Source organism: Metasolibacillus sp. FSL H7-0170 (genome assembly GCF_038593115.1).
Taxonomy (GTDB): Bacteria; Bacillota; Bacilli; order Bacillales_A; family Planococcaceae; genus Metasolibacillus; species Metasolibacillus fluoroglycofenilyticus.
Window position 1 is genome coordinate 345,687 of the sequence record NZ_CP151964.1, and the last position, 25,339, is coordinate 371,025.

Sequence of the window (25,339 nt, forward strand, 5' to 3'; positions counted from 1 at the left end):
AAAAGTTAGACACGGTTATTTCGTTTAGGCAGCTTGGGTAAAATGAGTTCGGTACTGCACCGGACTCATTTTTAATTTTGCCTTTATACGTTTCGTGTTGTAATAGTTTATATAGTTTTCAAGTTCCTTTTTAAAATGCTCGACACTTTCAAATTCCTTTAAATAGAGAAATTCCGACTTCATGATGCCAAAGAAATTCTCCATGACAGAATTGTCGTAACAGTTGCCTTTACGCGACATACTCTGCACAATCCCTCTTGATTGAAGGGCGTGGCGATATGGTTTCATTTGATAATGCCAGCCTTGATCAGAATGCAGGAGGAGCTGATGTTCTTCTGGCAACCGCTCTAAAGCCTTTTCTACCATCTCTGAAACTAATGAATATGTAGGTCTAGAGCCAATTGTATACGTAATAATTTCGCCATTAAATAAGTCTAAAACAGGCGATAAATAAAGCTTTTCACCAAATAACTTAAACTCTGTAATATCTGTTACCCATTTCTCATTAGGCGCTTTTGCTGTAAAATGGCGATCTAAAATGTTAGGCGCAATTTTACCAACTGTCCCTTTATATGACTTATATTTTTTCATACGAACGATGCACTTTAAGCTTAGCGCTTTCATCAGGCGTTGCACTTTCTTATGATTCACTTTTTGCCCACGATACGCTAGCTCATCACGAATGCGACGATAGCCATAACGGCCTTCATGTTCCTTATAGATTTCTTGAATTTTGGCCTTTAACTCGGCATCTGGATCGGGACGATTCATCTTCTTTACTAAATCATAGTACGTGCTACGTGGAATTTCTGCGAACGCTACAAGCGCCTTCACCGAGTATTTATGCCTTAATTCATAGATGACTTTTACTTTGTCCTCTTTGGTGATTTTTTCTTGGCTTGAACTAAGGCGTTCAACTTTTTTAAATACTCGTTTTCCATACGTAGACGATTGATTTCTGCTTGAAGTGCTTCTGGTGAGCCTTCTACTGGTGCTTGTTTTGGCTGTTTATTTGTTTCTTTTTTCATGGATGGACGCCCCTTTCTCTTTGATTGAAGGGCATCGAATCCTTTTGTTTCAAATTGTTTTTTCCAAACACGAAGTGTAGAAGGAGTAGCTATATGAAAGATAGCTGCCGTTTCAAGTAAGGACGTACCGTTTTCAATCATATAGTTTAGTACGTCTAGTTTAAACTGTGCCGAATAATTTGTATATCGTTTTATAAATGTTTCTACGCCGTTATACTCATATTGTTTTGCCCAATTAAGAATTGCTTTGTGATCTGTTCCCATTGATTTAGCAATTTCATGTGAACTTTCTTTGCCTTCTAAGTAGCGTAGGACTGCTTGTAATTTTTCTTCTGATGTATATTTAGCCATATAAAAACTGCTCCTCCAATTGTTAGACGTGTCTAACAATTGGGGAGCAGTTCATGCATACTTTTAGGGCGTTTTTTGTGGTGTTTCATCAAAGAAATCACTAGATAAAATAAAAAATAGTTACTTTGGAAATGGTGTAACAACAGGCTCCAGTGACCTTTCTTTGAATTTGAAATAAGAAAGAAGCGAATTTTTCGCCATCCCGAGGAGAAGCTTGATTTTTATAATAAGTAAATTAGTTAGCTGCTAATCTTGTTTTTAAATCCTCAATAAATCCATGTGTATCGTCAACTTTGATTGCAATTTGATGGTAATGCTTTTCGAAGCCAAATGGTAGAACGACAGAAACAGGGTTTTTGCAATATATTATGACACTCGGTTTTACAACTTCAAAATCCTTGGCGATAAATTGTGCCATATCCTTCGGCAGTTTTTCTTCAAATTGACTAGCATCCGTAACAATTTCTGTAATTTGCGTTAACGGTATTGCGGCACGTTTCATAATGCCGAGCGATAAATAAAGCGTATCGTTGCGAATTATTGTTGGATTTAAGCGTACAGCCTGTAAGTCTGCAAGGAGGAATAGCACCGAGTACACATTGAAAATAAGTAAAATAAACGACAATACAGGATATTTACTATGTAGCCACCAATGGATGCCTAATGTTTCAAGGATGATAGCATGAATCATCATTGCTTGGAAGGCGATATAGCTCGTTTTTTTATGCAATGTATAGCCGCTCGTTATTTTTTTACGCCAGCAAAATAATGCATAGTAAAACATAAGTAGCTCTGAGCATAGCACGTGAATTAATGGATGACGCTTCACATGCTGGTCAACTGCTTGTGGAAAAGAAAATATTAATGGTGCGTTGCTCAAACGTGTCGATTGCATAATTTTCGGCAAATAAATAATAAATGAGCTAATCAGCAAGAGCTCAATTGCTATTATGATGAGCTCTGCGCCAATACCGAGCCATGTAATACTTGAAAATGGTGCAAGAATCGCCTGTGGAATAATGAAGCGAGCGAGTACACAGCCGATAGCCATTAAAGCGATAAACAATTTCAGGCTATAATGCTTTTTGGCTAGAATGAAAATAAGCGGTGCAACAATGATTAAATCAATTAATGAGCCTATAACAACACTGTTTGGCTCAAGCATAACGATGGCATGCCCGAACGATGTACTATAGAGCGTAACATTACTCAATACAATTAATGCAAAAAATAGCCATAGCCAGTTTTGCTTTGTTTGCCAAAATGTCATATACAACAGCCCCTTAATGAACGTTATCACTATTATATTTCACTTATTTATTAATTGAAACGAGCAAATTTGCCAAAAATAGCACATATTCAGATATTTTTTGAAAATTAATTATGCTATAGTAATGGCAAGGTTTTTTTCATAGTAAATTCTAATGTTAAAAGGGTGAGAGAATGGCTTATTTTCCAGCGTTATTAAATATTGATTATAAAAAAGTCGTCATTGTTGGTGGAGGAAAGGTAGCAACACAAAAAGTACGGGCATTATTACCAACGAAAGCAATCATACATATTATTAGTCCAAATCTTACAGAGCAGCTACTGACGTATGCCCAAAATGGGTATGTGAGATGGCATGAAAAGATGTTTGAGGCAAATGATTTAGAAGATGCGGTGCTCATTTTTGCAGCGACGGATAATGAAAAGGTTAACGATGCTATTGAAGAGGCAACAGAGCAGTGGCAGCATTTGTCGCGAGCAGATGCGAAGGGACGAGTAGATTTTATTAATCCAGCCGTTATAAGACGCGGTGATTTGGTCTTAACAGTTTCTACTTCAGGTGCTAGCCCGGGTCTTACAAAAAAACTGAAGGTAGAATTGGAGCAGCAGTTTGATGATTCCTATGCACAGTATATCGAGTTTTTAAAGCATTGCCGAAAGCAAATTTTAAGCAATATCAAGGATGCTTCAGCAAAGCGTGATGCATTAAAGGAAACGCTGCGACCAGAAGTGTTGGAATGGCTAACAGCAGGAAATAAAGCGCGATGCGAGGCATTTTTACAAAGTTTATTAAATGATAAAAAGTAAAAGGGGCTGTCCAAAGCCGTGCATAGCCGGCATTTTGGACAGTAGCGATGATGTTTCACAAAATGTCGATTCATTTAAACAGAAAACGCCTCTTTTAAAAATGTGATGAACATTGATTTTAGCAGTGTACTCCTTCAGTAAAAGGAAAGCGGTGAAAACATTTATTTCAATGCGGTGTCAAAAAAATGGATTTCTTCGCCAACTCCCTTTATATCAGTTTACTGCGAATATCGCTTATAAGCGTTTAGCTAAATAATAATTGTAGGAAAAAATAACGGTTATAAACAAAATAATATAGGTGGTTGGCAATGTAATATAAGCGCGTAATATCTCTACATCAGTCATTTTCTTTGTCAGCTTCACCCATGTCATAAAGCATGGGGTAAAAATAATGGCAACAAATAGCGTTAAATAAGCCATTTGTGCAGCATTTCCGAAAAGTTGAATAAGCAATAACCCTGCAAGATGTAAAAAGATAACGATGCTAGCCATAATAAGAAATTTAGTAGGTAGTTGTTTAAAGGAAATCCAAAATCCGCCAAATAAAAGTGCGGCTACGAATAATGCAAATGCAAAAGGTCTCATAATTAATCGCTCCTTAATATGGAATCACAACGCCGATACGAACAGTATGTACGCTGTTTTGCTGTAAATAAGGTAAAAGCTCCTCTTGCTTACCGGTTAGAACAACACCAGCAATGAGCCAATCCTTAGGCGCTTCTTTCCCAATTATGCCGCGTACTACATCGACAGGGTATCCATCCCTATAATTCAACTGTGCGATATAAGCTTCAGCCGATTCAATAGGGTTATTAGTTATTGTTTTATGATGTAAAATCGGGAAGCCGTATGCGCGAGTATCATTGACCTCGCTTATATCCATTGGAAACATCGCATTGTCAGGTAATTTTTCCAGCTCTTTTTTGGCTTCTTCCATTTCATCGTATAGGCCTTCATCAATTAACCAAGCCCATTGTGCTGTGGGAAACTGCTCCCACATATCCAGCAAAGGTAACTGCTCCTTAAAAGAAACTGCTACTTCAATATTATAATAGCCTGGTAAATCTGCGATATAGTCGAAATCATTTTTATCGGTTGGCTCTGTTGGCATATGGAATGCAATGGTGCGTTGGCCATGAGAATAAACCGGAGAACCATTTAAAGCAACGGCATTCCCTGTTTGTAGAGCTGTTTTGGCCCCTAAAATCGTATAAAAATAATCGCGAGAGTCCCAATTAATAATATGCGGTCCAACTTGTTTATAAAGCTTTGATGATGTTTTAGTTGCCACTAGGAAATTATCATAGCTCACAGCATTTATATCAATGTTTGCCCCTTGAACATAAAGCTCTGTCGAAAGCTCATTTAACTGCGTATCAATTCGCTTGTTCATAAAATAAATACTTGCTACAAGCACTCCCCATAATAAAACAATAATTAGAACTGTAACGATAATTGAAATGAGTATTGTTTTTTTCAATGATTTACGCTTTGCTGTTTTCACAAGGCTTGAAAAATCAGCATCCCGTTCAAAAATTGATTTTTCCTCCATTGTATACCTCCTGTAATCGTAGTTTTAATTTGCTTTTTGTCCGCGCTAGCTGCGTTTTCACTGTTTTATCTGTTGTGTTAAATAGCGTAGCAATATCTTTTAATGAGAGGTCAGCGCTATATTTTAGTAAAATAAGCTGTGCCTCCTTATCGGATAAGGTAGCGAGCTGGGCAATAATTTCTTGCTGAAGCTCCTGTCGTATTACAACGATTTCTGGTGTGCTATGCTCTAGTAAATCGTCTAGTTGAAATGAAATAATGTATTTTTGCTGTGATTTTGACTTTTTTATTAGGTCATAATATTTGTGAATCGCTACTTTATACAGCCAAGCACTTGCATCATTCGGGGAGATGCCATCAATATATTGAATAAATTGAATCGCTGTTTCTTGTACGATATCTTCTGCGTCCTCTTTCCTAGCTCCCATTGTCAGTAATGTTTTATAAATTGCGAGCAGCTTTTCCTGCAATTGTTTATTATATAACTCATCCATATCGCCCCTCCTGTCTGTATAACGATTGAATGCTGAAAAAGTAAACAAAAAAACAACTATCTAAAAAAGTTTAGATAGCTGCTTTTAATCCTTTACTTGAAAGGGTGACTCAGTACATATTAATCATAGCAAATAATGAAATAAAAAACAAACATTTGTTCTTTTGGGGCGTAGACAAAGTTTTTTGAACGATTTTCAATATCCAACAGTCTAATTAATAAGGAGGTGCTAGGAATGGATGAAGAAAGCTTGCTTCAGCTACTTGAAATACAGGAAGAGCGCTTTTATAAAATTAGCTACGCCTATTTACGCAATGAGCAGGATGCGCTCGATGCCTATCAGGAGCTTGTTTATCGCGCATTAAAGCATAGGTATAAAGTACAGCAACCACAATACATGAAGACATGGCTTGTGCGTGTGCTAATTAATATTTGTCTAGATATGAAAAAGAAGCAGGGGGTGACAGTAGCATTAGAGCCCACTTTAGAGCCAATTGTATACGATGCACATTCGGTTGAGCTAGATGAATTACTAGCACAGCTTTCCCCAGTAGAGCAGGAGCTAATTTACTTGAAATATGTAGAAGATTTAAAAAATCAAGATATTGCCGCGCGTCAAAATATACCTGAAGGCACAGTAAAATCAAGAATACATACGACATTGAAAAAGCTACGTCATTTTTGGAAGGAGGAAAGAGGATGAGGAAGGAAAAGCGGCTATTTGAAAAGCTTGAGCAAATTGGAGTACCAAAAGATGCATTGAAGCAGGCAAGATTGCTTGCCATAAGCAGAAGGAAAAAGGAACGACAGCAACGAAAACGCATATTGCAGCTCGCATTTTCCGCAGCATTACTTTTCGTTGCTCTGACAATTAGCATCCGACTTTCACCACAAATAGCCGAAGCAACAGCAAAAATACCATTGCTTGCTCCATTTGTTGAAATGATTACTTATGATAAGGGAATGCAGGATATTTTAGCGAATGATTACGCAGAGGAGATAGTTGTTGAAGATGAGCAGAGGGGCAAGAAATTTATAATAACGAGTGTAGTTGCAGATGAAACAGGTTTATTAATTGCATATCGCTTTGAAAATAATGAGCCAATTACTCGTAATGTTATTTTTCAAGAAGTGAATTTAATGCAAAATGGGGAAGTGCTACCTGCTGGTCTGACAATGCATTTTAGTGGCCCAGAGGATAAAAAGATGATGGAAAGTACACTAGATTTTGTTTTTGTAGAAAATACGAGGCTTCATAGCAATGATTTTGAGCTTGTTGTGCAATTAAATGACCCACAAAAGACAACGTTCAATTTACCCTTTACTTTATCAAAGCAGCTAGCACATAGTAAGCACTACGCTGTAAATAAATCGCTACTAATCGATAATCAAGAAATTTATATTAACAGTGTGCATATTTCGCCTTTACGTGCTGAAATTAGCTTCACAATACCTGAAACGAATTCAAAGCGCATTTTAGACTTTGAACTACGCTTAGTCGATGAGAGGGGAGAAGAATGGGGAACGATGAAAAATGGCACGACAGGACTTGGTTTAGTAAGCAGTGGTACTTTTACGCGTTTTATGCAAAGCAGTTATTTCCGCGAGCCAAAGTCGCTGACATTAATTATAGAAAATATTGAAGCCTTGGAGAAGGGCAAGGACTTTATCGAGGTTGATTTTCATAAAAAGCAAGTTTTATATGTGCCAGAGGAGCTAGACATAAAGCTAGAAATACTGACGGATACTTCCATTAATGCTGATTATCCATTAGCTAGAAAAGGGCAAGGTAAGCCTTTATTATCCTCTTTAATTGATGCAAATGGCAAGGAATGGTGGATAGTACAAAGCTCTTCTAGCATTGGAGATAGTGCGGAAAGTAAAAGCTCTTATATGTATGAAAAAGGTTTTGCTAATCCAGTTAAAATGTATATTCAAAACTATCCGCTATTTCTAAATGGAAGTGGAGAAGTCGGGCTGCCAATAGGGAAATGAGATAGAAAGCATGTTTTCGAAATAAAATCGAAGGACACAATTTTTGGGAGGTCTGAAAAGCAATGCGTTCGCCACGCGCTTTTCAGACAATTTTTTTAAAAATTCATTATGCTTCAGGTGTAAATGTGCGGTTTGCTAATTCCGCATCTAGCATGAAAATTGCGTTAGAGTCGTTTTCAATGCGGCGTAGTTTCGCGATAAGTGTGTCGAAAGATGCTTCTTCTTCAACCTGCTCATCGATAAACCATTTTAAAAATGCCGTAGTTGCATGCTCGCGCTCATCTAAAGCGATATCCATTAAATTGTAAATGCGACGCGTTACTTCCTTCTCATGTGCTAATGCCTTTTCAAACGAATCTAACACGGAAGAAAAATTATTATGTGGGTTTTCAAAGCCATCGATTGTTGCGCGGTAGCCCATGTCGCTTAAAAATGTGTAAAATTTCATCGCGTGGAAACGCTCTTCCTCTGCTTGTACTAAAAAGAAGTTAGCAAAGCCATCATACGCTTGGTCTGTGCAATAAGCAGCCATTGCTAAGTATGCGTGGGCTGAAAAAAATTCATAGTTCATTTGTTCATTTAAGGCTTTGTGTAGTTTTTCTGACAACATATTCGCTTCCTCCTCAATTAGGGATTTTTAATTGATAATCGTTATCAATAAATATATTTTAGCCTTTTTTTAGTAATGAAGGCAAGCTTTTTCTACTTTTCCTTTGAAATAGATAAAGCTCCTTGCCAAATGAGCGCCTATAATGCTATTATCTTGATTCAGCAAATGCTTTCAAAGTTAGAAAGGATGTAGCTTATGTTTGCAACATTTCATCAGTTTTTTCTTGATTTGCAAAATGTCACATTACCAAGTATCGGCGCTGCCATCGCTTTATTATTTGCTGGTATAGTTGTTCAGCAATATATAATTAAGCCTTTTATTAAATGGTCAGGGCAATTGTTTGAAAAGCGTGGTAAAGAATTTGAAGCGAGAGTTATTACGCAGTTTAGCAGTGCTATTCGATTTGCTTTTGTCATCTGCATTATTTTTATAAGTGCCTCTATTATTTTTGATAAATGGCTAATTACACATCCGAAAACAACAAATTTATTTTGGTCATTTATGCTGTTTTTCATGTTTAAGGGAATTGCTGATGTCATTTCTCATTATATTGAGCATCCACAAAGTGTCTATGCACAGCAAAAGCCAGAGCAACAGCATATTTTAATGCCATTTTTCCTACGTATTGGCAAAGTAACGATTTATGTCGTTGCGCTCTTTGCAATTGCTTCACTATGGAATTTCAATGTGAACGGCTTTTTAACAGGGATTGGGTTGACGGGGGTAGCGATTGCCTTCGGTATTCGTGATACGCTCGGTCATTTTTTCGGAGGCATGTCCGTCGCACTTGATAAACCATTTCAAATCGGTGATTGGGTAGCGACAGAGGACCAGAAAATTGAGGGCATCGTGGAAGATGTTAATTTAAGAAGTACGGTTATTCAAACAGGAGATAAGGGGCTAGTATATATTCCAAATGCCTATTTAGCCAATCGTCCTATTTACAATTTATCAAAGCGGCAGAAGCGCAAATGCGAATATTATTTATACGTATCTACTGCAAATAGTGAAGCGATTTTGCGTGAAGTATGTGAGCATTTACAGCAGCAAATTTATTTACATAAAGATACGGAAAAGGAAGTTATCCATGTTTATGTGGATGAGCTACGACCGACATCCTACCGCATACTCGTACGCTTTTTCGTGGCGACAAATGACGGGGGACAGATGCAAGCAGTGAAGCAGGATATTTTATTCGCAACACAGCAAATTTTCGAGCAGGCAGGAATAGAGTATGCAGAGGATGAGCTTTGGATACAAATGTGAACGCAGAATAAAATGCCAGTAGCTAGCAAATTCCTGTTTTACTTGTTTTCAAAGAAAGCACTCTCAATTTTAATGAGGAAATATTAGTGAAAGGAGCTGTTCGAAAAGTGTACATCTTTTCGAACAGCTCCATTTCCTATATTAAATAATTGCTAAAATTACTTGTACCTGCGATTACTCGTCGCAAAGGGAGCATCTCAAAATGATTTTTCAGACGCTCCCCCGCTGTATTTATTATTTTACATCTTTAATCCATGCATCTACTTTATCGCGGTTCTTTTCAATCCAATTGTTTGCTGCATCTTTTGGATTTTCTCCATTGTTAATGGCAAGCATCACTTCTTCAATATCTTCTGAAGCCCATTCAAAGGCATCTAGCACCTTATACGCTTCAGGTGCATCTTGCTCTAAACCTTTTCGTGCAAATGTATTAATTGTTTCCTCGCCACCAAAGGCACCTTTTGGGTCCTCCAAATATTTTAAGTCATAAGAGGCAAATTTCCAGTGTGGTGACCAGCCTGTAACGATAATTTCCTCATTGTTTGAAATTGCTTGGTCAAGTGCAACTGTCATCGCACCTGAAGATGATGGAAGCAATGACCAGTCTGCTAAGTTAGGATAGCTGCTAAGTGCAGTTTCTGTAGCGCTCATCACACCAGCACCAGCTTCGATACCTGTAATTGTAGAGCTTGCTTCAACTGTCAAATCATCAATTGAGCTTGCTTCCATATAGCTTGGCACGACTAAGCCAATTTTAGCACCCTTTAAATTTTCCCCAAGATGCTCAAGATTATCACCATATTTCTCAAGCTGTGCACCATGCGTTGCTGGAAGCCAACCTGCTACCATTGCATCTGCTTCACCTTTTGAGACAGACTCCCACATAATAGCGTTGTCTAATGGTGTTAATGTAACATCATAGCCAATTTCCTCTAACACTTGCCCAACAACATGCGTTGAAGCAACTTCTGTGTCCCATTCAACATAGGCTAAATTAATTTTACCTAAGCTATCACCATCGCTAGATGATGAACCATCTCCACATGCAGCCAATGCTACCGCTGCACTTATTGCTGTTAATCCTAAAAACCATTTGTTCTTCTTCATGTTTTAAACAACTCCTATTTCTTTTGGTTTAAACTTTGTGTTAAACGGTCTACGATAATCGCAAAAATAACTAAACTTAATCCTGCGACAAAGCCGTTTCCTACCTGTGCACGCTGCAGGGCAGATAGTACTTCACGACCTAGACCCGGTGCACCAATCATTGAAGCGATGACAACCATCGATAAAGATAATAAAACAGTTTGGTTAATACCCGCCATTATCGTTGATTTAGCAAGTGGTAATTCCACTTTGAATAATTTTTGTGTCCCTGTACTACCAAATGAATCGGCGGCTTCAACAAGCTCTTTCGGTACTTGACGAATACCTAAGCTTGTAAAACGTACAGTAGGAGGGAGTGCGAAAATAACAGAGGCGAAAACACCCGGTACGACACCGATGCCAAAGAAGGCTACGGCTGGAATTAAGTAAACAAAGCCGGGCATTGTTTGCATGAAATCCAGAATCGGTTTAATGCTATTTTCTGCAATATTATTTTTAGACATTAAAATCCCAATGGGTACGCCAAGCACGATGGCAATAATACTTGAAAAAAGTACAAGGGTAAATGTATTCATTAATTGCTCCCATAACCCTTGATTATAAATAAATAGCAAACCGATAATAGAGAAAATCGGCAAGCCGAATTTTTTTCTCGTAGCAAAAAAGGCAAGTATTGCAACAAGTAAAATAAATAGGACAGGGGGAACAGCTGTAAGTAATGCTGTCACACTTTCCATCACAGATTTACCGCTCTCTTGTATAATTTTAAACAACCCTGAAAATGTGCTCGTTAGCCAATCCATTGTTTTTTCAACGGCGCCTGCCACTTGAATTTTTGGGATATTATTTAATAAATTACTCATTCGACTCACCCCCTTGTGATGATGAGGCAAGTGATTCGATAATGACACCACGTATTAAAATGCCGCGTAGTTTACCTTCATCGACAACCGCAACAGGTGTTGGGCAGTCCGATATAATCGGTAAAATATCTTGAATTAAAGTTGAGGAATCCACTGTAGGCATATCTGTTTTGACAAATGATTGCACTGTTTTCAGCCCGTTTTTAGCGGCCTCTAATGCATCATTTGCTGTAATATAGCCTTTAAATTGGCGTAGCCTATCAACCGCAATTAAGACGCTTATTTCTTCCTCACGCATACGCTGTAGGGCAACTTTCGGTCCATCATTTTCAATATTAATAGTCATTGGACGTACCATTACATTTTCTGCTGTTAATACCTTTGAACGGTCAACATCTTCTAAAAATGTACGGATATAGTCATTAGCTGGATTCGTTAAAATTTCCTCACCAGTGCCAATTTGCATAATTTTTCCGTCTTTCATAATGGCTATGCGGTCACCGATACGCAATGCTTCATTAAGGTCATGGGTAATAAAAATAATCGTTTTCTGAACATTTGACTGAAGCTCTAATAATTCGTCCTGCATATCTTTGCGAATTAATGGATCGAGTGCAGAAAAGGCTTCATCCATTAATAAAATTTCAGGGTCATTTGCTAATGCGCGTGCAAGACCGACACGCTGCTGCATACCTCCTGATAGCTGGCTAGGAAATTGGTCCTTATATGCTAATAAGCCTGCATTTTGTAAAGCTTTTTCTGCTTTCAATCGTCTTTGCTCTTTGGAAACTCCTCTTACTTCTAAGCCGTACTCTGTATTTTCAAGGATTGTACGGTGGGGGAATAGACCGAAGTTTTGAAATACCATGCTCATTTTTTCACGGCGAATATTTTGAAGTTCACCTTTACTTAAAGAGGTAATATTTTGTCCATCAATATAAACCTTTCCACTAGTTGGGTCAATCAGCCGATTTAACAAACGGATAAGAGTCGATTTACCACTGCCTGAAAGCCCCATAATAACAAAAATTTCACCCTCATTAACGGTGAAATTGGCATCATACACACCGACAGTTGCACCCGTTTTTTCAAGAATTTCTGTTTTGCTTTTTTGCTGCTCGACAAGCTTTAATGCATTTGTAGTCTGTTTGCCAAAAATTTTGGTGACATGCTCTACCTTTAATTTTTCCATCATTTCACTTCTTCTTTCCAAATAAATTTTCGAGGGAATTCTTTATCTACCCCCTTTTACCAAATAAGTAGATAAATAGATTATATAAAAACCGACAACCTAATGTTAACAATGAGTTGTTACTTTTGTCAAACATATGTAACGAAATTGAAAAAGTCTAACAGGCAAAACGACCTGTTAGACTTTTATTAAAATAGCTTACCATCCAGTGGTATAACTACATTGATAGGAATATTTATAGGGCTTAAATTTGTAGAAAATCTTTTACTTTAACAATTGCCTCATCGTCGCCAATAAAGTAGATAACATTGCCAGTATTAAGTGTTGCATACGGTCCTGGTGATAAAATAAGATTTTCATTATTACGAATCGCTACAATTGTAGCATGTGTATTTTGCCAAAAATTAATTTCGCTTAAGTTTCTAGATAAATACGGACAGGAAGATGTAATTTCAAGCTGGAAAGGGACAAAAGGGTCGATGGAGCGGAAACGCTCTGTGCGATTTATCAATTCCTTCGCCGTTTGTTGCAATGCTACTAAATCATTAATTTGATTTTCAATGCTTTGCTGTAAAGCTGTTTGCAGCTCACGAACCGTTTGAACACCTTCAAGTCGCTGTATAAGCTTTACGGCATTTTCATAGGAGGTAATAACAACACCACTACCTTTTGTCGCTTCAACAATTTCTAAATCCTGTAACACTGCGATTGCGCGACGAGCTGTTTCGGCTGACACGCCATATTGTGATGCAAGCGATGAGCGTGCATAAATTTTTTCACCGATAATATATTTTTTTTCAACAATTTTTGCCGCAATATCCTCTGCGATTGTTTGATATCTTGGCTTTCTAATTTGTAATTTTTTTGTTTCCATCTAGCTTGCCTCTTTCATTATATGCTTGTATCTATAAAATATAGATGTGTTCTTAAGTCATTGATTTATAAGCAGTTAAGTAGCTTCTAAAAGGAATTAGCCCCACTTTTAGCCCCAATCCTTATAGTTGTAGTGTATCACTAAAAATGGCTACAGACTGTTGTTCCAATTCTTTCATAACATGGCCATAGGTGTTCATCACCATTGTGGGAGTATTTCCTAAACGCTCAGCAATTACTTTCACATTTTGCCCTTTATTTAAAAGTATAGTGGCATGAGTATGTCGTAAACTATGCAATGAACACTTAGCTAATCCGTCATCATTTATTATGCCCGCTTTTAGTTGTGCTTGTTTAAAAGGATACTGGCACTTCATTTCAGTAATTGGTTCGCTATTTTCTGAAATAAAAACAAAACGCGCATCATGATACTTAATGTTATATTTTAGCATAGTTTTCTTACACCATGTTCTGTATCGTTTAAGCTGCTCAATAATCATATTATCGACTAAAATGGTACGATAGCTATTTTTAGTTTTAGGTGTTCGTGTTCCACGATCATCTCTTGTACGTTCGATTGTTATTGTATTATTTTCAAAGTCGATGTTATTCCACTGTAAGCCACATGCTTCACCACGTCGCATTCCAGTATATGCAATTGTAAGTATGAAGCTGTAATTTGTAATATTATCGGTTTCTTTTAAAGTTTTTAGTACTTTATTTAGTTCAATAGGTGTTAAGAAATTAGTCTTTGCCTTTGATGCAATTGTATCTTCATCTTTTATTACAATTTTAATAAATCGATTACGTGCAAGGATTTCTTCCTCTATTGCTGCATTTGTAGCAATTTTAAAAAGGCTATGAAGCAATTTTACCGTTCCTGGCTTAAATTTCTTTTCTAATTCATTAATATATTTTGTTTGATAAGTCGCACGATCCAACTTTTTAAGCTTGTAATGACCTAACAACGGCTTCATATGGTTTTTAACAGCTAATTCACGTTGTATTAGTGTAGTCTTTTTCCATTTGTTTTTATTTATTTCAAGCCATGTTTCAAGCCATTCTGCTACAGTTATGTTATCATGTTCAATATGTTTTGTTTCACCTCGCAGCGTTGCAGCCTTCACTTCTAGTAGGGCTTTCAACGCTGCCTTTTCTGTTTTGAAGCTACTTTTTTTCTTTTCTTTCCGTTTTCCAGTAGCATCATAAAACTTATGGCGGTACATCCACAGTTTTTCACCTTTCGCATTGAAATAATAATATATTTCAGGCTCTTTTGTAGATTTAAACAACTTCATTATTACCATTCCTTTCAAGCTTGGCGGCATGTAAGGAACAAAATAGTTTAATGAAGTATGGCAACAATATGCTGCTACTTTGTATTATAGATAAAAGAGGGCGCATAAGAAATGGTTTTCTTATATTAAATAAGTTTTCCCTATACAGAGATAATAAAGTTATTTTAAAATATGAGTCACTCAATACAAAAAAGGCCATTTAATGGAATAAGACTTCCAATAATAATGTAAATATATTATTATTAGAGACTGTGAAGAAGATAAACGGAACAGAAATGGGGGTTTTTCGAATGGATTTGTTGCAACAAGTAATAGATAGATTTAAGTTGAATGTGTTAGCGGTCGATAACGTTCCTCAGTCTTTTAGTTCGACTGTATATAAAATCAGGTTAATTAATCATCGTACGGTATATATAAAAATTCCTAATTCCCAAGCAAAACTTGAACTTGAGTATACTGTACTTAAACGTTTACGCAATGAGCTACCTGTACCAGAAATGTTAGACTATTGGGAAGGTAATGAGGAGGTCACTGGTGCTTTATTATTATCCGCAATCAACGGTGCGCCGATTACAGAGAAGGTCGATACAGCTTTAGCTTATGATATCGGAGTACACCACGCAATGCTACATGCAATTATTCCAAATGAGCAAGATTTCAAAAGTTCCGTTTCCAACGTATATGGTCAATGGACTGCGTTTATTAAGCGACTGTTTTATTCCTTTGCAGAAGATGTTAAAGAAGTGATTGATCCTCGTTTATACGAACAATCATTGAAGCATTTTGAACATCAACTAAACCTACTTCCATCTCCTGACGGACCTAGTTTTATACATATGGATTTTCGCCCAGGTAATATCTTAGTTCACGAAAACCAAGTAGTTGGTATTATTGATTTTGAAAGTGTCCGAATTGGCGCAGTCGAAATGGACTTTACAAAAATTAATCGTGATATTTTCATGAAATATCCAGGGACAAGGGAAGCGTATCAAAAGGGCTATGAGTCCATTCGTCCACTTATTGACTTACAAGAGGTTTTACCGTTTTATCGCTTTACCGATGCTTTTAATTCAATTGGTTGGTGTAAAAGAAGAGGTATCGAAAAGCATCAAGCTTTTTTACAGGAGAATTTAGCATATTTAAACGATTTTTTACGAACGAGTGATAGTTGAAAGAGAATTATCATACTTCGAATCTGTTAATAAGGCCCTTCCTCATACTTTATTTTTCAACAGTGGGCGATTGTTGAAGATGATTTAGATTTTTAAACGATTTTATTGTTATAATTTTTAGAACGGGGTTATGCTTGTTTTAGCTTTTTAAATTAAAGAACTTTATTATTTCTTTACAGTAGCTCATTTTAAATGAAAAACAGGTACTTCGCATTGAGTACCTGTCCATTTTATTGCTCTAAGTGCTGTATAATTAGTTGTTCAACTTGTGCTTTTAAAGCTTGATTTGCATATTGCAAAACTTGATCATTGCCAGCGGTAGCGATTTGTACATCAACGAAGTGCTCATTAATGGATTGCCATGAAATAAATTTAATATTTTGTCGCGCTAATTGATATTTAAGTTGAAAATATTCCTTGCTTAATTGTTTTAATAGTGCATCTATTGTAGGTAAGAAAACGGATTTCATTTTACATTGCTCTACATGTTTATGGTCATGCTGTAAAGATTTAATGGCAAGGTCTAGTAATAAAAGCTTATGCAAAAGATTACGCTGTTCAAAGTTAATCATAAAAATCATCTACTAATCGAGCAGACTGGATGTTTTGGAGTGGTATCTTTTTTACACTAGTTGATGTTTCAAGAATCAAAATTTTTGTGTTAATGCTTTTTATAGTGCCGATAGGCTGTTCAAATTGCTCATTATTCCATAGAAGCAATTCAACATTTACCTGAAGTGCATAAGCCTGGTCTATTGTTTGCTGTAATTCTTCTAATTCCCATTCAGCAAGCTCTTTAGGCTGCTGTTTTTCTTCTTGCTTTAATTGTTTAATGAACGCTAGGTGCTCGGGTAACATCATCGATGTCCACTTTATATTTCCTCGATCACGTATCAAAAAAATCACTCCTATGCTAAATGACCGCCAAGCAAGCTATTCCGTTTAATAGCTGTGCCAGAGGGAGTAAATGAAGCAGCTCTCATAATGGAAGTAGCGCCATATTTCGCGCGAATTGCATCCATTGTAGGACCTAATAGTTGGCGTTTTAATTTATGTTCATCAAATAAATCGAGTTGAATACTACGTTCCCGCTCTAAGTTTGTAATTCGTACGGATAACTGGCGAGCTGGTTCACCAGCAAAATGCTCATCAAGTAGTTCAAGGCACGTTCTATACAGTACCATCGTTTCATTGGTAGGAGTTGAAATGGTTTTTGAACGGTAGAAGCCCTTTGTCATTGCTTGTTTGCTATAAGATACACCTAAGCTAATTGTTCGACCGACAAATCCGGCATTTCTTGTACGGCGCATGACATCCTCGCACATTTCCAACAGTACAACTGAAATTTCCTTGCGGGTAGGGTAATCTCGCATCAGCATTTGTCCCTGACCAAAACTAATTTGTCCTTTGCTTAATATTGGCTCACCAATTGTCGATAAATCGATTCCCCAGGCATGGTGGTAAAGTTGGTTGCCGATGATGCCAAATTCTTTCTCTAATTCTTTTAAATCAGCGTTTGCTAATCCACCTACTGTGTGTATACCCATCGCATTTAATCGAATTTCTATCTGCTTTCCAATGCCCCACATTTTCGACAAAGGCTTTAATGGCCATAGCTTTGTTGGAATATCCTCATAACTCCATTTGGCGAAACCTGTTTTTTTAGACTCTAAATCCAGCGCTAATTTCGAAATGAGCATATTTGGCCCCATACCTACAGCACTTGGAATAGAAAATTGATCCATAATAGCCCTTTGAATTTCTTTTGCTGTTTCTTCTGGCGCACCCCATAATTTCTCAGTACCCGTTAAATCAACAAAGCTCTCATCAACACTGTATACATGAATACAATCCAGTGGTACATAATTGGCGATCAGTTTTGTAATCATCATGGACATTTCAATGAAAAAACTCATTTTTGGTTCGAAAAGTCGAATTTCAGGGTGATTAGGTATTTCATAACGTCTATTGCCAGTTTTAATATGAAACCTTTCCTTCATCATCGGAGAGGCAGCCAGGACAACGCTACCAGGCTGATTGAAATTGGCTACGACTGCAATGGGCATGGTCATAATATCAAGTCCATGCAGCATGGCCATACAGCTAGCATAAAACGATTTCATATCTATGCAAATAATTGGGCGGTGGGGCATTGAATTGTAGTCCATTTAGCAGCACTCCTAACTTATAGAGAACGTTTGTTTGTCTTTATTATACGTACGAATGTTCTTTTTTAGTAGTGGTAATTAGTGGTGATATTAGCAAGTTAGTCAATTTACAGGATTAAAATAAAAAATGAAATTCTTTTCAATTAAAAGATTTATACCCAATATCCGTAAATACACGTATTTTTAGTTAAACTGAATTTTATTAAATATTGTCTATAAAGAACTTGTTTTTGATAGAGTAACATTATGTAGATTTGCAAATTTAAAATTTGTTCTTGAGTAAACAGAATAAGAGTTTGGTAAGGACACTAAATGTAATTATCTTACTAATTTCAATGTGATAATGTTTTTGGAGTTTTATAAAAATATCTTTATATCATTCTTTACAACTTATTAATGATAATATATAACTGAAATTAAAAGTTGAACTATTTATAACTTTTTGGTTATTAAATATATATTTTAAGTTATGAATTCATATATTATAATGAAAAGGAGAGGGGTGGCATTATGGGGATGGCAAAGAAAATTAAAATGCTTATTGTAGAAAAAGATATGACACTTTCTGAGCTAGCTGAAAAAATGGGAACGTCCCAACCTAATCTTTCAAAGAAATTAAAGCGAGATAACTTTAATGAGAAAGAATTAAATCAAATTGCACAAGTATTGGGAATTAAATTCGAAGCTAATTTTGTTTTAAACGATGGTAGAAGAATCTAAATTATAACAAAATAAATATATTGTTATTTTTAACATAAATTACAGCTTAATAAACAAATACATGTTATTATTAAAAATAATAGGTCTAATGTTCTATTCTGAATAATCGGACTAATGATTTGTGAGGCTTAATTTTGATGAAAGGAGAATAATGATGAAAATCGCAGAATTACTAAATCAATACGATGAGGCTTTTTGGGATTTTGACGGTGTAAAAAAAGAAGGGATACACAAGCTCGGGAAGTATCCTGCAACTATGGTGGCTCCAATGCAATATGAGCTGTTATCTTTATTAGTACACAATAATAAAAATTTCCGAACTTTGCTAGATCCTTTTATGGGTTCGGGCACAAGTCTGATTGAAGGTTATAATCTAAATTTACAAGTCTTTGGGATAGACATTAACCCATACGCAGTTTTACTGGGAGAAGTAAAAATGCATAAGTATCAAGAAAATAATTTGATGGACATGAGCGAACGAGTTATTAAGAAATTATTATCACCAAATTTGGTATATGAATTACATCAATTCCCGAATATTGATAAATGGTTTAGGCAGGATATAAAAGATTCTTTAAGTAAAATTAGAAAAATTATTGTAGATGAAGAAGATAAATGGATCAGAAAATTCCTTTGGGTATGTCTCTCAGAAGTTATTTATACACATAGTAACGATCGAACAAGTACTTTTAAATTGCATATAAAATCCGAAGAAGACATAGTAGCTATTAAAAATAACTGCATTGAATCTTTTATAAAAGTGATGATAAAAAATCAAAAGTTGTTAATAACAGATGATACGCCAAATATTAAGATCTTCTCTGGAGACTCTGCACAAATATTAAGAGATTTAGAGGATAATTCTATCGATATTATATGTACATCCCCCCCGTATGGTGACAATTCAACTACAGTAACATATGGGCAAGCGTCAATATTATTTTTAAAATGGATTGAACTAAAAGATTTACAATGTGATGATTCATTATTATCGAATTATTCGAAAATTGATCGTGTAAGTTTAGGAGGTCAATCTAGTGATATTGAATTTCCAAATATTACATCTGCGATAAAATATGTGAATCGTTTAAGTGAAAGTAAACAAGGCAAAGTTATTAAATTTGTTTCAGATTATTATAGGGTTATAGAACAATTGGTGAGAGTCTTGGCAACTGGAGGATACATGCTCTTTACTGTTGGAAATAGGAGAGTAGATGATATTGTTCAACCGTTAGATGAAATTACAAAAGAAATATTTATACAATTGGGATTAAAAGAAGAAAAAATTTTCACAAGAAATATTTTATCTAAAAAGATGCCCTTAAAGGTATCGAATGTAAAAAACAAAGGCTCAGTAAATTCGATGAATAAAGAAACAATACTTATATTTAGAAAGGAGTAATAGTAGATATGGCTAAATTATCGGTATCAGGAAAAATTATAGAAGAGATATCTCACAATATCCCTGGAACAAAATTTGCAATTATTGAGTTAATAAAAAATGCTTATGAAGCAAGGGCTAATAGTATTATTATTAATGTATCACCAAAAGAAATCGTGATTACTGATGATGGAAAAGGAATGAATAATGCAGAGATAGAAACACTTCTTACAGTAAGTGATAGTAACAAAGTATTTGGCCAAGAAATAGATGGTCGATTAATCTCGGGAGAAAAAGGTCTTGGTTTTTTTTCAGCATTTAAATTTGGCAATAAAATAAATGTTTCTACATACAAAAATGGAATTCAATCATGTTTTAAGTTAGATATGAAAAAGATATCAAGTCAAAAAAATTTATTTCATTTAGATATACCTATAGATTCAATTCCTTACGAAGACCCAAACCTGAAAGGAACTGAAATTTGTATTTCTGATTTACATGATGAAACTTTTCAATTATTTAAAGAAAGACTTGATGATATATCTGAATATTTGAAGTTGTGCCATGTAATTGAAGACCCAGATTTTGAAATAATAATTAATAAATCATGGGGAAATAATTTTAAAAATAATTTTTCAAATCCCAAATTAGAAGAAGCGAAATGGGCAGTAGCAAAGTTTGATTCGGAAAAAATGTATGATTTTTCCAATAATACAAAAAAGTATTATATAAAGTTGATTAGAAATAATAATGAATATAAAATCTATGTAGATGGAAAATATAATCAATTACTTGATAATGATGAATTATCACTGAGTTTGAATATAAATATTTACAATTTAAGAGGGTTGGATAAAAATAATGTAGTATCAAAATTATTCCATGATACGCAAGAAAATAGGATAATTCCACTTATCTATATAAATAACAGCTTATTTGATAATTATACAATGTATAATCCAAATATTAATGTAGCTAAACAAACTTCATATGTTTTTAGACAACAAACAGGAAAAATTGAATTAATTTTAAGATCACCAGGTATCATATCTTTTAATGCTGATAGAACACAAATGACTGAATCTACAAACAGAAAATTATTTCAAAATTTTTTAGACTTCTTTTCTAGTAAAGTACAAATAAAGTTAAGAGAGGTTTTAACTGCTGAAGAAAATAGCAGACCGAAGATATATAGTCGCCAAATTTTCGTTGGTGGCCCTATAGATTTGTATAATAATGGACATGAAATTGTGTCTATTAAACAAAATGGGGAAGATAAGCCTGAAATATTAACTAATCAAGTTAGTGAATGGCAAGTTATTTACTCAAATGGAGATGAAATATTTATAACTGTTGAAGACAGGCCAGATCCTACTATCAAACAAGTAATACAAGAATTTATAGTTGGAAGAGAATATTCTTTTGATGAGTTATTCGTTTTTCGGGATTGTGAAAATGGGAAAAAAATAGCCCCAATCGAATTCTCCGTCTTACCTGAAGATTGTAGAAGTCTTGATATGAAAAAACAACAAGTGACTTTCAATAAACCTTGTTCCATTAAGTTCAAATTAAAAATCAAAGATAAAATAAGTGGGAAAATAATAAATGCGGAGTATATTGGAGAAAGTAAATTCCCTCCATCAAAGCAAACCAAATTTGTCAATGAAATAGAGCCAGTAATCCACCCTTTAATGAAAATTGAACAAAATGTTAAAGAAGATATTATTAAGTTTAAAGATGAATTAAATAGTTTATATAAATCAGGAAGATATGAAACGGTTTTTATTTCTGCCTTGAGAACATTTGTTGAATTAGTAGTAAATGATATTGTTGAAAGGTTAGGAGAACATTTACATGAAAAATTACATGCAAATTATACTTTAATAAATAGAGAAGAAAATATCAAAGAAAAATTTATAAATAACATACCTAGCAGTAGAGAAAGAGCAGGTATTAAAGCTATTTACGAACAATTAATAAATGAAGGACGATATAATAGTACTGTGAAATATTTGAATCTTACAACACATGCTGCACAGAGATTAATTACATTGAAACAAATAGACAATGATTTTCCTGCAATAAATCTTCTTTACACATATCTTTGTTTTATAAGTAAATAAGCTTTTTCAGATGTGTAAATTTCGGTGGAACACATTTGGGTATAGAGAAAACGAAGAAATTTATTGATATTATCACGACTTCTGATTAAATTTTGAGAAAAAGGGGACTCGCCAAAAACGGTGAGTCCTTTTTGTCATTTTCGCATTTTTAATTTGACTTTTTTTGCTCTTGTAAGGCTAATGATTGCTGGGCTTTTTCTCTGCCTCTAACTCCGACTCAATTTCATTAACTACTGAAGAGGTAAATTTCTTTATGTTACAAATATTCTTGTACATGTATTAATATTCTTGTTTATCATATCATTATCCAATTTTGGATAATCATATATTGAAATTTGGAATTATTTTAAATATAATTAGTACTATCATAATGCATAAGGAAGTGTCAAATTGAGAAGAAAGAATTTTTTTAACATGAAAGCATGGGCTGGCTTTATAGGTCTTATTAGCTTGTTATTTATTTTATCAGCATGTTCTAGCAAAGAGGATTTAACCGATTACATAGAGTTAAATTATTATGGTATAGATACTAGAGGAACAGTGTCATATACAATTGATGAAGAAGCGATTGTAAAAAATATTTTTGATATTGATGTAAATAATGTAAATAGAGAAGACCTTTCTTCTGAAACTATAGCTGAGGTTAATGATTTATCCAAATCATTTGAAATTAACTTAGATAAAAAAGAGAATTTGTCCAATGGAGATAAAATTACTGTAACTGTAACAGTCGATCCAGAAATGACAAAACATTTGAAAGAAAAATCAGAAAAGGTATTTGAAGTTATAGGTTTGCCAGAAGGTACTAAAATATCAGCTGCTGATTTAGAAAAGAATGTTATTGTTACTTTTAAAGGGGCGAATGGTAAAGGCGTAGTTTCAAATATAGATAAAACGTTTGAGAGTGAACTTTCATTTTTGAGTTTTATTGTAGAGAATGACGGTGAATTAAAAAATGGCGAGCAAGCTAAAGTTAGTCTAACTCCTGAATCAATAGAGCAATTAAATGACTCAGATTTTATTTTGGAAGGTGACGGTTCTTTTGGTGTAGATGTAACAGGGCTAATTAATTATGCTCAGAGTGCGGATGAAATCGCAAATTTTGAAGATATTAATAGAATGCTCTCTGAAGGAATCAAAAGGAAGTACAAAAATTCTTCTGAGCAGTATTCTTGGGGACGTGTATATGAAATAAATTTAGAAGGAATGTTCTATAGACAATTTGAAAAGAAAATAGACGAGGGCTTCTCTTGGCAATCTAATTTGGGTGATAGTAATGGAAATCTTGTAGGTGTATATTCCATTAAAGAATTTGCTGGAGGAGCAGAAGGCAAATTAAATAGGAAATTCACTATTGTATATGGTTTTTCTAATTTAATTTTAGATAAAAATAATAAAGTAAACTTAACCGAGCTCGTTGAAATTAGCAAAGGCTATGATGACACGTATTCATTGGAATCTGTCCTGAAGTTGATGGAAGGGTACAATTACACAGAATTTAAGTAATATATTGAATGAGGGACTCGCCAAAAACGGTGAGTCCCTTTTGTCATTTTTTTTAACTTGATTCTTCTTGCTTTTGTGAAGTTGCTGATTACTAGGAGCTTTCTTCTCTGATTCTAATTTCACTTCAATTTAAATATTATTTGACTTGTTTACATGGAGTAATTGATATTCCAATTCATCATACTGTAGATAATTGAATATGGACATTGAACAATTAAAAAAAATAGCAGCTTTTCATTTTCGGCAAATACGATCAAACTGTACCTATTTAAAAATTAGTGTCGTTACGCCGTTGGAAAATGGCAACTACATGTTCTTTGCACTTTTCAAGTGTAAAAGAGGCGTAAATGTGAAGCGAGTAATTTTAACCTCATCGGGCGAATTTGTAGGCAGTTTTTCGCGGTAAATGCGCGAATTTTGTAGAAGATTATCGAAACCTTGTAGTTATTTTTTACATCATATTCCATTTATTTATTTCTAATGGTACGCTTGACAAAGGGTTGAATGAATAGAGAATGGAGTGATGGATATGGAGGAGATAAGGAAGGCACTAAAAGAAGTTGTGATACGTAAAGGAGATGACATTCACGCAAAAAAAATCATTGCTGATTTGAGAAATGGCGATAAATTGTAATTATTCTTTTTATTTTTATATTTTGTTGAGTCATATTCTACTAAAAATATTATTAGAATTGTAAAATATATAAAGAACAAACGTTCCTTTTTTGAGGTATTTTACAAAAAAGGCGAATGTATGCTCTTATTTATTCTTGAACTTTCTGGGTATTAAGATATAATAATATAAAGAGAACAAGCGAGGTGATAGAATGAGTAAAAAGAATATTTTTTTACCACTTCTTTGGGGCATCGCAATAATTGTTTTACTATATAATATGTTTTATTTAGAAAATGGTTTTTTTGCAAATGGTACTATTATAATTGGCTGGATTTTATTTGTATATCAGTATACAATAAATCATTCTGAAAAGTTGTATATGCTTACACATAGAGCAAAAAGTTTTTTAATAAATAATTCAAACCAGTGGGATTTTCAATTTGAATTTGTGTCAAATGATTTTGAATTATGTAATATAGATAAAGTTGTAAATGAGAGTTCAAAAATTAAAAAAAATATTAATTTTAATTTAAGCAGAAAGCAAATCACTACAGAAAATGGGTTGATTATTGAAATTAGCAAGGATAACTCAACTAATAAAGTAGTATTTAGTATCAATGATTTAATTGTCCCTTATAGAGAATCCCAAAAGATACTAGATAACCATATCTCTCCAATTATTGAAACAATTTTACATGATTATACTATTAAAGATGTTAAGTTTTCTTTAAGTATTAACCTTAAAAAAAAGAATCCGTACTATGGATTCTTTTTGAAGAATATTGACGAAACTTCTAATCTCATTTATTTTCAGGTTCAGTTAAAAATGGGTTTAGGCCGAATAGATATCCTTCATGATAGGGTAATCATTTCTTCAAACAAGTTTATAGAAATAGCGCGCACAGCAAAAGATATTTTAGCTTTTAGGGCTACTTCGTGAGATAGGAAGT

24 protein-coding genes are annotated in these 25,339 nt (G+C 34.6%); 10 read left to right on the top strand and 14 right to left on the bottom strand.

What is annotated here, in order from left to right; translation table 11 throughout:
• Nucleotides 1–24: 24 nt before the first annotated feature.
• Together MHH70_RS01585 and MHH70_RS01590 are read right to left on the bottom strand one after the other, a co-directional pair.
• Nucleotides 25–1,379, bottom strand: a protein-coding gene (locus MHH70_RS01585; protein ID WP_342472341.1) for an IS3 family transposase whose coding sequence is annotated in 2 segments (ribosomal slippage) — nt 25–926 and nt 926–1,379 — 1,356 coding nt in all. Because the reading frame shifts where the segments join, the coding sequence is not laid out codon by codon here.
• Nucleotides 1,380–1,614: 235 nt separating this feature from the next.
• Complete coding sequence (locus tag MHH70_RS01590; RefSeq protein ID WP_342472342.1) at nt 1,615–2,649, bottom strand: beta-carotene 15,15'-monooxygenase; 1,035 nt, start codon at nt 2,647–2,649, stop codon at nt 1,615–1,617.
• 173 nt (nt 2,650–2,822) lie between these two features.
• Between MHH70_RS01590 and MHH70_RS01595 the strand changes: the two genes are divergently transcribed.
• On the top strand, nt 2,823–3,455 hold the full coding sequence (locus MHH70_RS01595; RefSeq protein WP_342472343.1) for an NAD(P)-dependent oxidoreductase: 633 nt from the start codon (nt 2,823–2,825) through the stop codon (nt 3,453–3,455).
• 234 nt (nt 3,456–3,689) lie between these two features.
• On the opposite strand, the gene MHH70_RS01600 is transcribed toward MHH70_RS01595, so the two are convergent.
• From MHH70_RS01600 to MHH70_RS01610, 3 genes are read right to left on the bottom strand one after another with little or no spacing between them, the layout of a single operon-like run.
• Nucleotides 3,690–4,040 carry a hypothetical protein gene (locus tag MHH70_RS01600; protein ID WP_066162834.1) on the bottom strand — a complete coding sequence of 117 codons (351 nt, stop codon included), beginning with the start codon at nt 4,038–4,040 and terminating at the stop codon, nt 3,690–3,692.
• Nucleotides 4,041–4,053: 13 nt separating this feature from the next.
• Nucleotides 4,054–5,007 carry a hypothetical protein gene (locus MHH70_RS01605; protein ID WP_342472344.1) on the bottom strand — a complete coding sequence of 318 codons (954 nt, stop codon included), beginning with the start codon at nt 5,005–5,007 and terminating at the stop codon, nt 4,054–4,056.
• A complete protein-coding gene (locus MHH70_RS01610) occupies nt 4,985–5,500 on the bottom strand; it encodes a sigma-70 family RNA polymerase sigma factor (protein ID WP_342472345.1) in 516 nt (171 codons plus the stop codon). The genes MHH70_RS01605 and MHH70_RS01610 overlap by 23 nt, the downstream gene beginning before the upstream one ends.
• Nucleotides 5,501–5,734: 234 nt before the next feature.
• Here MHH70_RS01610 and MHH70_RS01615 point away from each other — a divergent pair, with 234 nt between their 5' ends.
• Both MHH70_RS01615 and MHH70_RS01620 read left to right on the top strand, forming a co-directional pair.
• Entirely contained in the window at nt 5,735–6,202 is a 468-nt protein-coding gene (locus MHH70_RS01615; RefSeq protein WP_066162844.1) for a sigma-70 family RNA polymerase sigma factor, read from the top strand.
• Nucleotides 6,199–7,494 carry a DUF4179 domain-containing protein gene (locus MHH70_RS01620; RefSeq protein WP_342472346.1) on the top strand — a complete coding sequence of 432 codons (1,296 nt, stop codon included), beginning with the start codon at nt 6,199–6,201 and terminating at the stop codon, nt 7,492–7,494. The genes MHH70_RS01615 and MHH70_RS01620 overlap by 4 nt, the downstream gene beginning before the upstream one ends.
• A gap of 106 nt (nt 7,495–7,600) precedes the next feature.
• Here the strand turns inward: MHH70_RS01620 and MHH70_RS01625 are convergent, their stop codons facing one another.
• The gene (locus MHH70_RS01625; protein WP_342472347.1) at nt 7,601–8,104 is read right to left on the bottom strand and encodes a ferritin; all 504 of its coding nucleotides are present in this window, start codon (nt 8,102–8,104) and stop codon (nt 7,601–7,603) included.
• Between the two features lie 195 nt (nt 8,105–8,299).
• On the opposite strand from MHH70_RS01625, the gene MHH70_RS01630 reads away from it, so the two are divergent.
• Nucleotides 8,300–9,370 carry a mechanosensitive ion channel family protein gene (locus MHH70_RS01630; protein WP_342472348.1) on the top strand — a complete coding sequence of 357 codons (1,071 nt, stop codon included), beginning with the start codon at nt 8,300–8,302 and terminating at the stop codon, nt 9,368–9,370.
• Between the two features lie 234 nt (nt 9,371–9,604).
• On the opposite strand, the gene MHH70_RS01635 is transcribed toward MHH70_RS01630, so the two are convergent.
• The 5 genes from MHH70_RS01635 to MHH70_RS01655 form a co-directional block, all read right to left on the bottom strand.
• The gene (locus MHH70_RS01635) at nt 9,605–10,477 is read right to left on the bottom strand and encodes a glycine betaine ABC transporter substrate-binding protein (protein ID WP_342472349.1); all 873 of its coding nucleotides are present in this window, start codon (nt 10,475–10,477) and stop codon (nt 9,605–9,607) included.
• 14 nt (nt 10,478–10,491) lie between these two features.
• Entirely contained in the window at nt 10,492–11,340 is an 849-nt protein-coding gene (locus MHH70_RS01640; protein ID WP_066162854.1) for a proline/glycine betaine ABC transporter permease, read from the bottom strand.
• Nucleotides 11,333–12,532, bottom strand: a complete 1,200-nt coding sequence (locus tag MHH70_RS01645; RefSeq protein WP_066164389.1) for a glycine betaine/L-proline ABC transporter ATP-binding protein — start codon at nt 12,530–12,532, stop codon at nt 11,333–11,335. Before MHH70_RS01645 ends, MHH70_RS01640 begins: the two co-directional genes overlap by 8 nt.
• Nucleotides 12,533–12,776: 244 nt before the next feature.
• Nucleotides 12,777–13,406: a GntR family transcriptional regulator gene (locus MHH70_RS01650; RefSeq protein ID WP_066162857.1), complete on the bottom strand. Its 630-nt coding sequence runs from the start codon at nt 13,404–13,406 to the stop codon at nt 12,777–12,779.
• A gap of 121 nt (nt 13,407–13,527) precedes the next feature.
• Nucleotides 13,528–14,703 carry a site-specific integrase gene (locus MHH70_RS01655; protein WP_342472350.1) on the bottom strand — a complete coding sequence of 392 codons (1,176 nt, stop codon included), beginning with the start codon at nt 14,701–14,703 and terminating at the stop codon, nt 13,528–13,530.
• Nucleotides 14,704–14,993: 290 nt separating this feature from the next.
• Between MHH70_RS01655 and MHH70_RS01660 the strand changes: the two genes are divergently transcribed.
• A complete protein-coding gene (locus tag MHH70_RS01660) occupies nt 14,994–15,875 on the top strand; it encodes an aminoglycoside phosphotransferase family protein (protein ID WP_342472351.1) in 882 nt (293 codons plus the stop codon).
• 230 nt (nt 15,876–16,105) lie between these two features.
• On the opposite strand, the gene MHH70_RS01665 is transcribed toward MHH70_RS01660, so the two are convergent.
• Genes MHH70_RS01665 through MHH70_RS01675 form a run of 3 tightly spaced genes read right to left on the bottom strand, consistent with a single transcriptional unit; the run spans nt 16,106 to nt 18,043 of the window.
• Nucleotides 16,106–16,447 (bottom strand): aconitate hydratase, encoded by a 342-nt coding sequence (locus MHH70_RS01665; protein ID WP_066163449.1) that lies wholly within the window; start codon nt 16,445–16,447, stop codon nt 16,106–16,108.
• The gene (locus MHH70_RS01670; protein ID WP_342472352.1) at nt 16,440–16,772 is read right to left on the bottom strand and encodes a YolD-like family protein; all 333 of its coding nucleotides are present in this window, start codon (nt 16,770–16,772) and stop codon (nt 16,440–16,442) included. Before MHH70_RS01670 ends, MHH70_RS01665 begins: the two co-directional genes overlap by 8 nt.
• An 11-nt stretch (nt 16,773–16,783) precedes the next feature.
• On the bottom strand, nt 16,784–18,043 hold the full coding sequence (locus tag MHH70_RS01675; protein ID WP_342472353.1) for a UV damage repair protein UvrX: 1,260 nt from the start codon (nt 18,041–18,043) through the stop codon (nt 16,784–16,786).
• 516 nt (nt 18,044–18,559) lie between these two features.
• Between MHH70_RS01675 and MHH70_RS01680 the strand changes: the two genes are divergently transcribed.
• The 5 genes from MHH70_RS01680 to MHH70_RS01700 all read left to right on the top strand — a co-directional run bounded on the left by MHH70_RS01680 (nt 18,560) and on the right by MHH70_RS01700 (nt 25,329).
• Nucleotides 18,560–18,763 carry a helix-turn-helix transcriptional regulator gene (locus MHH70_RS01680; protein ID WP_342472354.1) on the top strand — a complete coding sequence of 68 codons (204 nt, stop codon included), beginning with the start codon at nt 18,560–18,562 and terminating at the stop codon, nt 18,761–18,763.
• 154 nt (nt 18,764–18,917) lie between these two features.
• Nucleotides 18,918–20,165, top strand: a complete 1,248-nt coding sequence (locus MHH70_RS01685) for a modification methylase (protein ID WP_342472355.1) — start codon at nt 18,918–18,920, stop codon at nt 20,163–20,165.
• 8 nt (nt 20,166–20,173) lie between these two features.
• On the top strand, nt 20,174–22,267 hold the full coding sequence (locus tag MHH70_RS01690) for an ATP-binding protein (protein ID WP_342472356.1): 2,094 nt from the start codon (nt 20,174–20,176) through the stop codon (nt 22,265–22,267).
• A gap of 390 nt (nt 22,268–22,657) precedes the next feature.
• Complete coding sequence (locus MHH70_RS01695; protein WP_342472357.1) at nt 22,658–23,773, top strand: hypothetical protein; 1,116 nt, start codon at nt 22,658–22,660, stop codon at nt 23,771–23,773.
• A gap of 827 nt (nt 23,774–24,600) precedes the next feature.
• Nucleotides 24,601–25,329, top strand: a complete 729-nt coding sequence (locus MHH70_RS01700) for a hypothetical protein (RefSeq protein ID WP_342472358.1) — start codon at nt 24,601–24,603, stop codon at nt 25,327–25,329.
• The last annotated feature ends 10 nt before the right edge of the window (nt 25,330–25,339 follow it).

Coding starts and splice junctions, on each gene's coding strand:
- MHH70_RS01615 (WP_066162844.1), top strand. CDS start 5,735: ATGGATGAAGAAAGCTTGCTTCAGCTACTTGAAATACAGGAAGAGCGC.
- MHH70_RS01595 (WP_342472343.1), top strand. CDS start 2,823: ATGGCTTATTTTCCAGCGTTATTAAATATTGATTATAAAAAAGTCGTC.
- MHH70_RS01690 (WP_342472356.1), top strand. CDS start 20,174: ATGGCTAAATTATCGGTATCAGGAAAAATTATAGAAGAGATATCTCAC.
- MHH70_RS01645 (WP_066164389.1), bottom strand. CDS start 12,532: ATGGAAAAATTAAAGGTAGAGCATGTCACCAAAATTTTTGGCAAACAG.
- MHH70_RS01655 (WP_342472350.1), bottom strand. CDS start 14,703: ATGAAGTTGTTTAAATCTACAAAAGAGCCTGAAATATATTATTATTTC.
- MHH70_RS01700 (WP_342472358.1), top strand. CDS start 24,601: ATGAGTAAAAAGAATATTTTTTTACCACTTCTTTGGGGCATCGCAATA.
- MHH70_RS01590 (WP_342472342.1), bottom strand. CDS start 2,649: ATGACATTTTGGCAAACAAAGCAAAACTGGCTATGGCTATTTTTTGCA.
- MHH70_RS01635 (WP_342472349.1), bottom strand. CDS start 10,477: ATGAAGAAGAACAAATGGTTTTTAGGATTAACAGCAATAAGTGCAGCG.
- MHH70_RS01620 (WP_342472346.1), top strand. CDS start 6,199: ATGAGGAAGGAAAAGCGGCTATTTGAAAAGCTTGAGCAAATTGGAGTA.
- MHH70_RS01600 (WP_066162834.1), bottom strand. CDS start 4,040: ATGAGACCTTTTGCATTTGCATTATTCGTAGCCGCACTTTTATTTGGC.
- MHH70_RS01660 (WP_342472351.1), top strand. CDS start 14,994: ATGGATTTGTTGCAACAAGTAATAGATAGATTTAAGTTGAATGTGTTA.
- MHH70_RS01685 (WP_342472355.1), top strand. CDS start 18,918: ATGAAAATCGCAGAATTACTAAATCAATACGATGAGGCTTTTTGGGAT.
- MHH70_RS01675 (WP_342472353.1), bottom strand. CDS start 18,043: ATGGACTACAATTCAATGCCCCACCGCCCAATTATTTGCATAGATATG.
- MHH70_RS01680 (WP_342472354.1), top strand. CDS start 18,560: ATGGCAAAGAAAATTAAAATGCTTATTGTAGAAAAAGATATGACACTT.
- MHH70_RS01650 (WP_066162857.1), bottom strand. CDS start 13,406: ATGGAAACAAAAAAATTACAAATTAGAAAGCCAAGATATCAAACAATC.
- MHH70_RS01625 (WP_342472347.1), bottom strand. CDS start 8,104: ATGTTGTCAGAAAAACTACACAAAGCCTTAAATGAACAAATGAACTAT.
- MHH70_RS01640 (WP_066162854.1), bottom strand. CDS start 11,340: ATGAGTAATTTATTAAATAATATCCCAAAAATTCAAGTGGCAGGCGCC.
- MHH70_RS01630 (WP_342472348.1), top strand. CDS start 8,300: ATGTTTGCAACATTTCATCAGTTTTTTCTTGATTTGCAAAATGTCACA.
- MHH70_RS01605 (WP_342472344.1), bottom strand. CDS start 5,007: ATGGAGGAAAAATCAATTTTTGAACGGGATGCTGATTTTTCAAGCCTT.
- MHH70_RS01665 (WP_066163449.1), bottom strand. CDS start 16,447: ATGATTAACTTTGAACAGCGTAATCTTTTGCATAAGCTTTTATTACTA.
- MHH70_RS01610 (WP_342472345.1), bottom strand. CDS start 5,500: ATGGATGAGTTATATAATAAACAATTGCAGGAAAAGCTGCTCGCAATT.